The organism is Mycolicibacterium sediminis, assembly GCF_010731735.1.
Lineage (GTDB): Bacteria > Actinomycetota > Actinomycetes > Mycobacteriales > Mycobacteriaceae > Mycobacterium > Mycobacterium sediminis.
Map to the genome: position 1 here is coordinate 5719997 of NZ_AP022588.1, position 12413 is coordinate 5732409.

Consider the following 12413-nt stretch of genomic DNA (forward strand, 5'->3'; position numbering starts at 1 on the left):
GCGAGGCGCGGCACGCAACGTGGGATCGGTAGCCGAAGCGTCCCCGTGTACTCGCGTCACGGATGAGCCGCGGGGAGCGCGCGTTCGACGACGGGAAGGGTCTGATGACACACATCTGGCGATGGACGACGGCGGCGATGGTCGCCATGGCAGTGGGATCGGCGGGCATCGGACTCGGCGCCTCGGCGCAGGCTCAGCCCGGCCCCAGCTATCAGGGCGGCAACTGTCCACCGGGATTGACCTGCACGCACTGGTGCCCCGGCGACCCGTTGCTCCCGGGGCACCAGGTGGTCTCCTGGGATTGGGGCGTCTGTCACGATTGGTACTGGAACTCCTACGGCGTCGTCGACGTCGTCGCCAACGTCATCAACCCCTGGCGTGGCGCTCCGCAGCAGGCACCACCCCCGCCCACGTTCGGCGGCCCGTCGATCGGTTGACCGGGCGCCGGCCCGAGAGCACCACCGAGGACGACGTGCCCATCGAGGGAAGCATCCGCGCAGGCGACCGCACCGTGACCTACCTCGAGGTGGGCGATCACGCCGGACCGCTCGTCCTGCACAACCACGGTGGACCCTCCAGTCGGTTGGAGGTCGAACTCTTCGACGCGGCCGCCACGGCCAACGGGTTGCGCGTCGTCTGCGCGGACCGTCCCGGCATCGGACGCTCGAACCCGCACCCCGACCGCACCTTCCAGGACTGGGCCGCCGACCTCCAGCTGCTCGCGGACTCCCTCGGCGCGGAGCGGTTCGCGGTGACCGGGTGGTCCGAGGGTGGCCCGTGGGCGCTCGCGGCAGCCGCCTACCTCGATCCTGCGCGTCTCGTCCACGTGTCCTGCGTGGGTGGCGCCAGTTACGGGACGTTCGGCGCGAACTGGGCGCAGAAGTTCCAGAGCAGCGCCGACGCCCTGGGCGGCCGGTTGGCGCTGCACTTCCACCCGGGCTTCACGCTGATGTACGAGGTGCTGGGCATGAGCATCAAGCACTTCGACGACGCGTACTCGAAGGCGATCGTCAAGTCGGTATGCGACGCCGACCGCGAGGTGCTGGCCGACGACGACGTGATGACGACGTTCCTCGAGGCCAGTCGGGAGTGCTTCCGGCAGGGCGCGGACGGACTCGTCGTGGACGCCACCCTGCTGTACGAGGCGTGGCCGTTCGACGTCGCGAACATCGATCGGCCGGTGCACTTCTGGCAGGGCAGCGCCGACACCCTGGTGCCGTCGGCGATCAACGAGGCGGTCGCCGCGGCGACTCCCGGTGCGGTGTGGCATCCGGTCCTAGACGGCGGCCACTTCATCGCAGTCAGCCATGCGAACGACGTCTTCGCTCAGGCGGCCAAGGACCTCGCGGCATAGGCGAATCGAGCCATCACCAGTGGCCCGGCGGGACGCCGTAGACCGGGTTGGGGAACGGCCCGAGGAATGGCGCCTTCTTGACCTGTCCGGGCGGCCCGAACGGATTCTGACCGGGGGGTCCCTGGAAGACGTCGCATGCGTAGGGCCAGCAGCCGTCGTGCTTGTTGGGATCGGCGTGCGCCGCGCCCACTCCCACCCCGATCGCTGCCGCGCCCACTGCGCCGCTGAGCAGTGCAGTTGCCATCACGTGCCTGATCATGGTCGAGATCCTCCATGTGCGTCGTCCGCGGCCACCTTCGACCTCGGCGTGTGTACGTATGTCAACGCTCGCATCGATGCGAACGATGCCCGACCCGTCGAACCGGCTACCCAGCGCCGTGCATGGGGAAACGGAGGCGGTCCGCGCGTAGGCGCAATGGACTCGATCTAGACGTGACCAGTCAGTGGGTTTCGGCCGGATAGGCGTGCACCAGCGCCGACGACAGCTTCGGTACGACGTGGGTCAGCGTGTGTTCGGCTTCGTGGGCGATCCGATGGGCATCGGTGAGGCTGGTCGCCGGATCGATGTCGAGTTCGGCGTCCGCGTGAAGGCGGTGCCCGATCCACCGCATCCGCACGCTACGCACCTCGGTGACGCCCGCCTCGGCAGCCAGCGCAGCCTCCGCGGCGTCGACCAGAGCCGGATCGACGCCATCCATCAGCCGGCGGAAGACGTCGCGGACGGCGGTGCGCAGCACGGCGAGGATCGCGACGGTGATCAGCAGGCCGATGATGGGATCGGCCAGCGGAAAGCCGAGCGCGACGCCACCTGCGCCGAACAGGACGGCGAGCGACGTAAAACCGTCTGTGCGAGCGTGCAATCCGTCGGCGACGAGCGCCACCGAACCGATGCGTCGTCCCACCCGGATGCGGTAGACGGCGACGAGTTCGTTGCCGACGAAGCCGACCAGGCCGGCGGCGGCCACCCAGCCGACGTGCTCGATGGGCACCGGATCGATGAGGCGACGGATGGATTCGATCCCGGCGATCACGGCCGAGAGGGCGATCATGACCACGACGAACAGTCCGGCGACGTCCTCGGCGCGGCCGAATCCGTAGGTGTAGCGACGCGTGGCCGCCCGGGTGCCCAGCGCGAACGCGATCCACAGCGGGATGGCCGTCAACGCGTCGGAGAAGTTGTGGATCGTGTCGGCGAGCAAGGCGACCGATCCCGAGACGGCCACGATGACCACTTGCGCGATGGCGGTGGCGCCGAGGGCGAGCAGGCTGATCTTGACCGCCCGGATGCCCGCCGCACTGGACTCCAGGGCGCCGTCGATGCTGTCGGAGGCGTCGTGACTGTGCGGAGCGAACACCTCGCGGACCGCGGCGCGAAGCCCGCCGCCGTGGTCGTGGTCATGGCCGTGTTCAGTCGCGTCGTGCGCGGGTTCGTGGGTCATGCTCCCCTCCCCTTCGCGGCGGTCGACGGCGTGGTCGCGTGCAGCATCGCGAGTTCAGCAGCATCGCGGTGGTGGCCAGGCACGCCCGGACCCGCATGCTCGGCGTTGTAGACGGCGTCGGTCACCAGTTGCGCGACGTGGTCGTTGTCCAGGCTGTAGTAAATCGTCGTTCCCTCGCGGCGGGTACGGACCAGCCGCGCCATCCGCAGCTTGGCCAGGTGCTGCGAGACCGACGGCGCGGGCTTCCCGATGTGGACGGCGAGGTCGTTGACCGACATCTCACGACGCACCAACGCCCAGAGCAGTTGCACGCGCGTCGCGTCGGCGAGCATGCGGAACACCTCGACGACGAGGTCGACCTCGTCGTCGGGCAGGCGCCTCGCGCATCTATCTGCATTCATACGCAGATAGTAGGCCATGGGTCGCCGCGGGCTTCCCGTCGGCCGTGCTCCTGCGATCCCCGGCCCGCCGAGTGTGGGCCTCGTGTACGCGAAAGGGCCGAACTGCGTATAGGAACCCCACACTCGAGACCGGTCAGCGGGACCAGACCGCGATGCCGCCGCCAGGCATGCCGATCAGTATCGGGCCGTCGATGTCTCCGAGTTGCCACGACTCGTAGTCGGGATCGGGGTCGACGCAGATCTCGGCGTCACCGATGGCGAGCTGCAGTCCGCCGCCGGCAGTGACGGTTGCGGACACCACGTCGCCGCGGACGACCTTCAGCCGCTGCTCCGCCGACCCGGGTTCCCCGGTCCAGACGGTCCCGCCGACGGCGATGGAGACCGGACTCTCGACGGTAACGCGATAGTCCTTGCCGATGTGCAGGACGAACCCGTACTGCCACATCACGACGTGCCTGAAGGCGCTGCCGATGATCTGCGACAGGGCCTCGTTGGCCATGTCGACGTCGGACGGGGCGTCGGCGCTCATCAGGCATGAGTACAGGGTCGAGCGGCGTTTCGTCGACGCATTTATCGCCGGCGGACGAGGGCGGGAATCGAACGGGCACACCGACGGTTGCCGATCTCTGGGGGCCGGCCAGAAGGAGAACGATGACGTCCGAAGATGTCAAGCAGCGTCTCGCAACGGACTTCCACCAGGCGCTCGTCGCGCGCGACTGGGCGTCGCTCGAGAGCATCGTGACACCCGACGTCACGTGGACGTTGCCCGGCAACAACCTGATCTCCGGAACGGCGAGCGGCGTCGTCGAGGTGATCGAGCGGGCCAAGCTGATCGCCAGTTACGGGCCGAGTTTCACACTCGAGCACGTGCTGGTGAGCCGGGACAACATGGCGCTGGCCATCCACAACCGGGCCACTCGTGGCGCGCTGGTACTCGACGAACACCTCGCCACCGTCTGCACCATCACCGATGGCCGGATCAGCGCCGTGGAGACGTACCTGTCCGACGTCGCGGGCATGGACGCCTACTTCTCGGATCGGCCCTGAGCGACAGCGTCTCACGTCAAAACTGCGTCCACGGTCGTGAATCCGGCCGAATCGCAACCCTCCGCGCAGTCTCGACGACGGGCCACCACCGCGCAACGGACACCGACGAACTCATAGGCTCTGCGACATGACCGACGCCGCCGTCCGACGTCGCTACACCGAGATGGCCGACGTCTACATCGACATGTTCGGCGCCACGGCTCGTGTCGATCCCGAGGATCTCGCATTCCTCGAACGCAGCCTCGGAAGCTGCCACGGCACAGTCCTCGATGCCGGTTGCGGGCCCGGGCACCTCACTGCATACCTGAAGAACCTAGGCGTCAGCGCGAAGGGCATCGACCTGGTGCCGGCGTTCATCAGCAGTGCCCGCTCGAACTGGCCGGACCTCGACTTCACCGTCGGCTCGCTACACCGCCTCGACACGCCAGACGGCACACTCGACGGAATCCTCGCGTGGTACTCGCTGATCCATTGCGAGCCAGCCGAACTCGCGACCGTCCTCGACGAATTTCGGCGGACGCTACGCGATGGCGGAAGGCTCGTCGTCGGCTTCTTCGATGGCGACGAGATCGAACCCTTCGATCACAAGGTGACGACCGCCTACCGCTGGCCTGTCGATGAGTTGTCCCGCAGGCTGTCCGTGGCCGGATTCACCGAGGTCGAGCGCCTTCGACGAGCTGGCACCAGCTCGACGCGCCCCCATGCGGCGCTCGCCCTGAGTGCCACGTAACGGCGAGGCATCGCCGATGGTGAAACGGCGGGCCTAGACGTTGAAGCGGAACTCCACCACGTCGCCGTCGGCCATCACGTATTCCTTGCCCTCGATGCGCACCTTGCCTGCGGACTTGGCCGCGGCCATCGAGCCCGCCTCGACCAGGTCGTCGTAGGACACGATCTCGGCCTTGATGAAGCCCTTCTCGAAGTCGGTGTGGATGACGCCGGCCGCCTTGGGCGCGGTGTCGCCCTGGTGAATCGTCCACGCGCGGGACTCCTTCGGGCCCGCGGTGAGGTAGGTCTGCAGCTTCAGCGTGTGAAAACCCGCCCGCGCCAGCGCGTCCAGGCCGCGCTCGGTCTGGCCGATCGACTCGAGGAGTTCGGCGGCGGACTCGTCGTCCAGCTCCTGCAGCTCGGCCTCGATCTTCGCGTCGAGGAACACGGCGTCGGCGGGGGCCACCATCGCGCGTAGTTCGGCCTTGCGCGCCTCGTCGGTCAGCACCGACTCGTCGGCGTTGAAGACGTACAGGAAGGGCTTGGTCGTCATCAGGTTCAGCTCGCGCAGCAGCGAGACGTCGGCACCGGCGGCGAACAGCGTCGTACCCTGGTCGAGTAGGGCCTGCGCGGCGACCGCGGCCTCGTGGACCGGCTTGCGGTCCTTGTTGTTGCGGGCTTCCTTCTCCAGGCGCGGCACCGCCTTCTCGAGCGTCTGCATGTCGGCGAGGATCAGCTCGGTCTCGATGACCTCGATGTCGGACGCGGGGTCGACCTTGCCGTCGACGTGCACCACGTCGTCGTCGGCGAACACGCGCACCACCTGACAGATGGCGTCGCACTCACGGATGTTGGCGAGGAACTTGTTGCCCAGCCCCGCACCTTCGGATGCACCCTTCACGATGCCCGCGATGTCGACGAACGTGACCGGGGCGGGCACGGTCTTGTCCGACGAGAACATCTCGGCGAGCTTGTCGAGCCGCGGGTCGGGCAGCGCGACCACGCCCTCGTTCGGCTCGATGGTGGCGAACGGGTAGTTGGCGGCGAGTACGTCGTTTCGAGTCAACGCGTTGAACAGCGTCGACTTTCCCACGTTCGGTAACCCGACGATTCCGAGGTTGAGGCCCACGGGTTAGACAGTCTAGGCGTGCGGGTTGCCACGCCGACGCGCGCTGGCAGCGCTCGGGGAGGCATTGCCGGTACGGTCGACGTGTGTCAGGTCAGCGTGCGCGTTCGGCGATCCCCGCCGAACACCGTTCGGCGTTGCCTCGGCTTCCCGGTCTTCCCTGGTGGGCCGCGGTTCTGCTCGCGGTGACGGCGACCGCGATCGGCTTCGCGTACGACGCCGGATCGGGCGGCAAGACGCTGAGCGCCGCCTTCACCGTGTGCTACGTCACCGGGTGCATCCTCGCGGTTCTCGCCGTCCGGCAGTCCGGTCTGTTCACCGCCGTCATCCAGCCCGCGCTGATCCTCTTCGTCGCCGTGCCGACGGCCTTCTTCCTGTTCCACGGCAGCGAGATCAACGGCGTCAAGGACATCCTGATCAACTGCGGCTATCCGTTGATCGAACGCTTCCCGCTGATGTTCTTCACCGCGGCGACGGTCCTCGTCATCGGCGTCGCCCGCTGGTACCTCAACTCGCTGGCGCGGCGCAACCAACCGGTCGAAGCCCCGGACGGCGACGACGAGCCCACCCCCAGGAGGGCGAGCCGGCGCTCCGCCGCCCGGGCCGCCGCCGCCGAGCCGGCCGAAGAAGCAGCAGTCGAGACCCCGGCGAGGCGCAGTCGGCGCCGCCCCGTGGAGCCGGCGGTGGATGCGGTGGAGGACGAGGAAGCACCCCGGCCCCGCCGACCGCGGACGGCGTCGGCGGCCCGGTCCCGGCACGCCCGCCCCGCGGAGACCGAGATCATCGAACCGGTACAGGCCCGGCCGCGGCGGTCGAGACCCCCCGTCGACCCCGGTGCCGAACCCCGCCGGCGTCCCCGCAGCACCGACGACACCCGCGACCGTCGCAACCTCCCGCCCGTCGAGCGCCGCTCGGAACGGGACCGCCAGGAGCGCGCCGCCCGTCGTGACCGCACCGACCGCCCGGTCCGTCGGGAGCGCGAGGATCGCTACGAGCGCGGTGACCGGTACGACCGGCCGGACCGGGGTGCACGGTCGGAGCGCCGCACCCGCATGCCCGACTACGAACCGTACGAGAACTACGACGGCTACCGGCCGTCCGCGGCAGCGGGACCGCCCGTGGGAACGAACGGCAGCGGCACCCATCACCCGATCTCACGGGTGCGGTACCGGGCCGGAGACGACGAGGCCGTCGGCGAGTCTCCCCGCAGGCCGCAGCGCCGCACGCGCAGCACGGACGCGGACTCCTGGGAGTACGACGTCTGACCGCGGCCGGATCAGTGCCGAGCGGCCCTGATCTCCCGGGGTAGGGCGAAGACGAGCGTCTCGTTGGCGGTGGTCACCGGCTGAACGGTGCCGAAGCCGTACTCGGCCAGCCTGTCCAGCACCCCGCGCACCAGCACCTCGGGAACCGATGCGCCGGACGTGACGCCGACCGTGGTCACGCCGTCGAGCCAGGTCGGGTCGATGTCCTCGGCGTAGTCGACGAGGTGGGACGCGGCGGCGCCGGCGCCGAGAGCCACCTCGACCAGACGCACCGAGTTCGACGAGTTGGTGGATCCGACGACGATCACCAGATCGCACTCCGGCGCCATGGCCTTGACCGCGACCTGACGGTTCTGGGTGGCGTAGCAGATGTCGTCGCTGGGCGGATCCTGCAGCGTCGGGAACTTCTCCCGCAGCCGCCGGACGGTCTCCATCGTCTCGTCGACGCTGAGAGTGGTCTGCGACAGCCAGATGACCTTGTTCGGGTCGCGCACGGTGACCTTGTCGACGGCGTCCGGGTTGTCGACGACCTGGACGTGGTCGGGTGCCTCGCCGGCGGTGCCGACCACCTCTTCGTGGCCCTCGTGGCCGACGAGCAGGATGTCGTAGTCGTCGCGGGCGAAGCGCTTGGCCTCGTTGTGCACCTTGGTCACGAGCGGGCACGTCGCATCGATGGTCCGCAGGTTCCGCTCGGCGGCCTCGACGTGGACGGTGGGTGCGACGCCGTGTGCGGAGAACACCACGAGCGCCCCCTCGGGCACCTCGTCGGTCTTCTCGACGAAGACGGCGCCTGCCTTGGCGAGGGTCTCCACGACGTAGCGGTTGTGGACGATCTCGTGCCGGACGTACACCGGGGCGCCGTGCTTCTCGAGCGCGCGCTCGACGGTCTCGACCGCCCGGTCCACCCCCGCGCAGTAGCCGCGAGGTTCGGCGAGGAGGACCCGCTTACCCGCGACCCGGTCGACGACCGTGCTGGCGGCACCGGGGATGCCCATGTTCACCGTGGCTGACATGCCTCAAGGGTACTTACTGCCGGCCCCGAGCTGCCAGCCGTAGGCTGGCCCCATGGCTACTGCACCCTATGGGGTTCGTCTGCTGGTCGGCGCGGCAGTGACCGCGCTGGAGGAAACCCGCAGGCTCCCCCAGACGATCCTCACCTATCCGATGACGGTGGCGAGCCAGCTCGCGCACGCCGTGATGAAGGTACAGCAGGACGTCGCCGACCTCGTCAACCGCGGTGACGAGACCCTCGAGTCGCTGTTCCCGCCGAAGGACGAGCAGCCCGAATGGGCGACGTTCGACGAGGACCTCGGCGCCGACGTGACCGATATCTCCGAGGCCCGCCAGGACGGCGAACGCCGCACCGAGGGCCGCTTCGCGCTCTACAGCACCGGCGAGCCCCAGAAGGTCGTCGACGAGCCAGAGCCCGCGCCGTCCGAGGCGCCGGCCATCGTGGCGGAGGTCGGCTACGAGTCGCTGACCCTCGCGCAGCTGCGGGCCCGGCTGACCTCGCTCAAGATCGGCGACCTCGAGGCACTGCTCGCCTTCGAGGAGTCGACGAAGGCGCGCGCGCCGTTCCAGACCCTGCTGGCCAACAGGATCACGCGCGCGTCGGCCAAGTGACTCCCGTCGCTTCGCTCGCCCGGAACGTGACTCCGTCGCGCTCGTGACCGAACCGGAGACACCCGCCGAAAAGCCGGGCAAGTCCCCCGACAACCCCTACCCGGTCCGCTCGGTGTCGATGTTGGTCAAGGACTGGATCGACCGACTCGGCACGGTGTGGGTGGAGGGCCAGATCGCCCAGATGACGGTGCGGCCCAATTCGAGTACCGCCTGGATCACGCTGCGCGATCCGTCGGCGGACATGTCGCTGCAGATCACCTGCCCGCGCGACCTCGTCCACAACGCACCGGTGAAGCTCGCCGAGGGCACCCGCGTCATCATGCACGGGCGGCCCAGCTTCTTCGTCGGGCGCGGCTCGTTCTCGTTGCGCGTCAACCAGATTCGCGCGGTCGGGATCGGCGAGCTGCTGGCCCGCATCGACCGGCTGCGCCGACTGCTCGACGCGGAGGGCCTCTTCGACCCGCGCCTGAAGCGACCGATCCCGTTCCTGCCCGGCACCATCGGCCTGATCACGGGACGAGCCAGCCACGCGGAGAGCGACGTCGTCTCGGTGGCCACCTCGCGGTGGCCCGCGGTGCGCTTCGAGATCCGCAACCCCGTCGTGCAGGGACCCAACACCGTCCCCCAGGTGGTCGCGGCGCTACGCGAACTGGACGCCGACCCGGACGTCGACGTCATCGTCGTCGCCCGCGGTGGCGGCAGCTTCGAGGACCTGCTGCCGTTCTCGGACGAGACGCTGTGCCGCGAGATCGGCAAGTGCGTGACACCGGTCGTCACCGCCATCGGCCACGAACCGGACAACCCGCTGTGCGATCTCGTCGCCGACGTCCGCGCGGCGACGCCCACCGACGCGGCCAAGCGCGTGGTGCCCGACGCCGCCGCCGAACAGCTCCTGGTGGGCGAGTTGCGCGAGCGCAGTGCACGGGCGCTACGCAACTGGGTGCGGCGCGAGCAGCACGCCATCATCCAGCTGCGCAGCCGTCCCGTACTCGCGCAACCGCTGGCAGCCATCGACGCGCGCGGCGAGGAGATCCACCGTTCGTTGACCGCCGCGCGACGCGACGTCACCAGGCTGATCGCCGTGGAGACCGAGCGGATCGGTCACATGTCGGCCCGCCTGACCACGCTGGGTCCGGCGGCGACGCTGGCGCGCGGCTATGCCGTCGTCCAGACCGTGCCCGTCGAGGGGCCGGCGGCCGTCCTGAGGTCCATCGGTGACGCACCGGCCTCGACCAGGCTGCGCATCCGGGTCGCCGACGGCGCGATCACCGCCACGAGTGAGGGGGAAGATGAAGCCCATTAGTAAGCTCGGGTACGAGGAGGCGCGGGACGAACTGGCCGAGGTGGTACGCCGTCTCGAACAGGGCGGCCTCAGCCTGGACGAGTCCCTGACCCTGTGGGAAAGGGGCGAGGAGCTGGCCAAATGCTGCGAGCAGCACCTCGAGGGCGCGCGCCAGCGTGTCGAGCAGGCGCTCGCCGCGAAGGACGACGACGAAGGTTGAGATGGCAACCATCCGACCCGCGTGGGCTCGTAACTGAAACACGTTTCAGTTAAGCTCGTCGGCCATGGGTGAAACCACAGACCTGGGCCGCGTCCTCGTCACGGGAGGGTCCGGCTTCGTCGGCGCCAACCTGGTGACCGAACTGCTCGGCCGCGGTCTGGAGGTGCGCTCCTTCGATCGCGTGCCGTCGCCGGTGGAGGACCACCCGCGGTTGCAGACCGTCGTCGGCGACATCACGGTCCTCGACGACGTGGCGGCGGCCGTCGCCGACGTCGACACCGTCATCCACACCGCAGCCATCATCGACCTCATGGGCGGTGCTTCGGTCACCGAGGAGTACCGGCGGCGCAGTTTCGCCGTCAACGTCGGCGGCACGGAGAACCTCGTGCACGCGTCACGGAGGGCCGGCGTCAAGCGCTTCGTCTACACCGCCTCGAACAGCGTGGTGATGGGCGGCCAGGTCATCTCCGGCGGGGACGAGACCCTGCCGTACACGAGCCGGTTCAACGACCTCTACACCGAGACCAAGGTGGTGGCGGAGAAGTTCGTCCTCGCGCAGAACGGTGTCGAGGGCATGCTGACGTGCTCGATCCGACCCAGCGGCATCTGGGGCCGCGGCGATCAGACCATGTTCCGCAAGGTGTTCGAGAGCGTGCTCGCCGGCCACGTGAAGGTGCTGGTCGGCAACAAGGACGTCAAGCTCGACAACTCCTACGTGCACAACCTGATTCACGGCTTCATCCTGGCCGCCGAGCACCTGGTGCCCGGCGGCACCGCACCCGGCCAGGCCTACTTCGTCAACGACGGCGAGCCGATCAACATGTTCGAGTTCTCCCGCCCCGTCGTCGAGGCGTGCGGTGAGCCGTTCCCGACGTTCCGCGTGCCGGGCGGGCTGGTGAAGTTCGCGATGACGGTGTGGCAGTTCCTGCACTTCCGGTTCGGCCTGCCCAAGCCACTGCTGGAACCGCTTGCCGTCGAACGAATCTCGCGGGACAACTACTTCTCGATCGAGAAGGCCAGGCGCGACCTCGGGTACGAGCCGCTGTTCACCACCGAGCAGGCGCTGGCCGAGTGCCTGCCGTACTACACCGAGCTGTACACGCGCATGAAGGCGGCGGGACGGGACCCGGCGACCGCCTCCCGCTGACGCCCCGCCGAACGTTGATTACCGTCACGTCTTTTCGCGAAAAGCGTGACACGAGAGCACGCTCGGTGCGAGGACGTGAGACTCAGGGGCGGGCGAAGCCCTCGGCCGATTCCTCCGGCACGCTCCAGTGCACCGACTGAACCCGTGGGTCGGACGCGAGCGCACCGGCGGCCTCCTCGACCACCCCGTCGTCACGGGCCGCACAGGAGAGGCCGACTCGGATCTCGACCGCGTCGGTCGCCCCGGGAGCGGACCGCATCGACGTCATCCGCAACTCCGGAGTCCGGACGGTGCGCAGCATCAGGTCACGCACCTCCGTCTCCCGGTCGGCGCGGCAGGTCACGCTCACCAAATACTCGACCGGCGGGTGTTCGCGGCCCGCCCAGTGCTTGCGCCGATCCATCATCTCGGCCAGCGGATGGAGGAACAGGTTCACCGCCACCACGATCACCGCGCTGGCGATGGCCTCCCGCCAGAGCCACGCACCAGCCAGCGCGCCCACCGCCGCGGTGGACCACAGGGTGGCCGCGGTGTTGAGGCCGGTCACCGAGAGACCCTGCTTCATGATGACGCCGGCACCGAGAAAGCCGATGCCGGTGACGATCTGCGCGGCGACGCGGGTCGGGTCGGAGCCCGGGAAGCTGTACGCGCCGAGGATCAGATATAGGGCGGATCCAGTGCTCACCAGCGCCATCGTCTGCAGACCGGCCATCCGGGCGCGCCACTGCCGCTCCAGGCCGATTGCCACGCCCAAGGCCGTCGCGAGTCCGACGCGCACGAGCAGTTCGACGGCCAACACGC

General features: G+C 69.0%; 16 protein-coding genes. 9 read left to right on the plus strand and 7 right to left on the minus strand.

Features of this window, described 5'->3' with window-relative positions; translation table 11 throughout:
• Positions 1 to 104: 104 nt before the first annotated feature.
• Positions 105 to 437: a hypothetical protein gene (locus G6N64_RS27175; protein ID WP_197748305.1), complete on the plus strand. Its 333-nt coding sequence runs from the start codon at positions 105 to 107 to the stop codon at positions 435 to 437.
• Positions 438 to 472: 35 nt separating this feature from the next.
• Entirely contained in the window at positions 473 to 1354 is an 882-nt protein-coding gene (locus G6N64_RS27180) for an alpha/beta fold hydrolase (RefSeq protein WP_163800886.1), read from the plus strand.
• Positions 1355 to 1367: 13 nt separating this feature from the next.
• Here G6N64_RS27180 and G6N64_RS27185 read toward each other — a convergent pair whose 3' ends face one another.
• From G6N64_RS27185 to G6N64_RS27200, 4 genes are all read right to left on the minus strand, one after another.
• Complete coding sequence (locus tag G6N64_RS27185) at positions 1368 to 1613, minus strand: hypothetical protein (protein ID WP_163800887.1); 246 nt, start codon at positions 1611 to 1613, stop codon at positions 1368 to 1370.
• A 181-nt stretch (positions 1614 to 1794) separates the two neighbouring features.
• Positions 1795 to 2793, minus strand: coding sequence for a cation diffusion facilitator family transporter (locus G6N64_RS27190; protein WP_163800888.1), 999 nt, complete (start codon positions 2791 to 2793; stop codon positions 1795 to 1797).
• Positions 2790 to 3194: an ArsR/SmtB family transcription factor gene (locus G6N64_RS27195; protein WP_163800889.1), complete on the minus strand. Its 405-nt coding sequence runs from the start codon at positions 3192 to 3194 to the stop codon at positions 2790 to 2792. The genes G6N64_RS27190 and G6N64_RS27195 overlap by 4 nt, the downstream gene beginning before the upstream one ends.
• A 133-nt stretch (positions 3195 to 3327) precedes the next feature.
• Positions 3328 to 3723: a DUF6188 family protein gene (locus tag G6N64_RS27200; RefSeq protein WP_163800890.1), complete on the minus strand. Its 396-nt coding sequence runs from the start codon at positions 3721 to 3723 to the stop codon at positions 3328 to 3330.
• A 122-nt stretch (positions 3724 to 3845) separates the two neighbouring features.
• Here G6N64_RS27200 and G6N64_RS27205 point away from each other — a divergent pair, with 122 nt between their 5' ends.
• Both G6N64_RS27205 and G6N64_RS27210 read left to right on the plus strand, forming a co-directional pair.
• A complete protein-coding gene (locus G6N64_RS27205; RefSeq protein ID WP_163800891.1) occupies positions 3846 to 4241 on the plus strand; it encodes a nuclear transport factor 2 family protein in 396 nt (131 codons plus the stop codon).
• A gap of 127 nt (positions 4242 to 4368) precedes the next feature.
• Positions 4369 to 4971 (plus strand): class I SAM-dependent DNA methyltransferase, encoded by a 603-nt coding sequence (locus tag G6N64_RS27210; protein ID WP_163800892.1) that lies wholly within the window; start codon positions 4369 to 4371, stop codon positions 4969 to 4971.
• Positions 4972 to 5004: 33 nt separating this feature from the next.
• Here G6N64_RS27210 and ychF read toward each other — a convergent pair whose 3' ends face one another.
• Positions 5005 to 6078, minus strand: a complete 1074-nt coding sequence (ychF, locus tag G6N64_RS27215) for a redox-regulated ATPase YchF (protein WP_163800893.1) — start codon at positions 6076 to 6078, stop codon at positions 5005 to 5007.
• A gap of 83 nt (positions 6079 to 6161) precedes the next feature.
• Here ychF and G6N64_RS27220 point away from each other — a divergent pair, with 83 nt between their 5' ends.
• Positions 6162 to 7340, plus strand: a complete 1179-nt coding sequence (locus G6N64_RS27220) for a DUF6542 domain-containing protein (RefSeq protein WP_163800894.1) — start codon at positions 6162 to 6164, stop codon at positions 7338 to 7340.
• 11 nt (positions 7341 to 7351) lie between these two features.
• On the opposite strand, the gene G6N64_RS27225 is transcribed toward G6N64_RS27220, so the two are convergent.
• Positions 7352 to 8353, minus strand: coding sequence for a 4-hydroxy-3-methylbut-2-enyl diphosphate reductase (locus tag G6N64_RS27225; protein ID WP_163800895.1), 1002 nt, complete (start codon positions 8351 to 8353; stop codon positions 7352 to 7354).
• A 52-nt stretch (positions 8354 to 8405) separates the two neighbouring features.
• Between G6N64_RS27225 and G6N64_RS27230 the strand changes: the two genes are divergently transcribed.
• The 4 genes from G6N64_RS27230 to G6N64_RS27245 all read left to right on the plus strand — a co-directional run bounded on the left by G6N64_RS27230 (position 8406) and on the right by G6N64_RS27245 (position 11612).
• Positions 8406 to 8963: a lipid droplet-associated protein gene (locus G6N64_RS27230; RefSeq protein WP_163800896.1), complete on the plus strand. Its 558-nt coding sequence runs from the start codon at positions 8406 to 8408 to the stop codon at positions 8961 to 8963.
• 43 nt (positions 8964 to 9006) lie between these two features.
• Complete coding sequence (gene xseA, locus G6N64_RS27235) at positions 9007 to 10266, plus strand: exodeoxyribonuclease VII large subunit (RefSeq protein WP_163800897.1); 1260 nt, start codon at positions 9007 to 9009, stop codon at positions 10264 to 10266.
• Positions 10253 to 10465 carry an exodeoxyribonuclease VII small subunit gene (locus G6N64_RS27240; RefSeq protein WP_163800898.1) on the plus strand — a complete coding sequence of 71 codons (213 nt, stop codon included), beginning with the start codon at positions 10253 to 10255 and terminating at the stop codon, positions 10463 to 10465. The genes xseA and G6N64_RS27240 overlap by 14 nt, the downstream gene beginning before the upstream one ends.
• 64 nt (positions 10466 to 10529) lie before the next feature.
• A complete protein-coding gene (locus tag G6N64_RS27245; protein ID WP_163800899.1) occupies positions 10530 to 11612 on the plus strand; it encodes a 3-beta-hydroxysteroid dehydrogenase in 1083 nt (360 codons plus the stop codon).
• A gap of 82 nt (positions 11613 to 11694) precedes the next feature.
• Here the strand turns inward: G6N64_RS27245 and G6N64_RS27250 are convergent, their stop codons facing one another.
• Positions 11695 to 12411 carry an MgtC/SapB family protein gene (locus G6N64_RS27250; RefSeq protein WP_163800900.1) on the minus strand — a complete coding sequence of 239 codons (717 nt, stop codon included), beginning with the start codon at positions 12409 to 12411 and terminating at the stop codon, positions 11695 to 11697.
• Between the last annotated feature and the right edge of the window lie 2 nt (positions 12412 to 12413).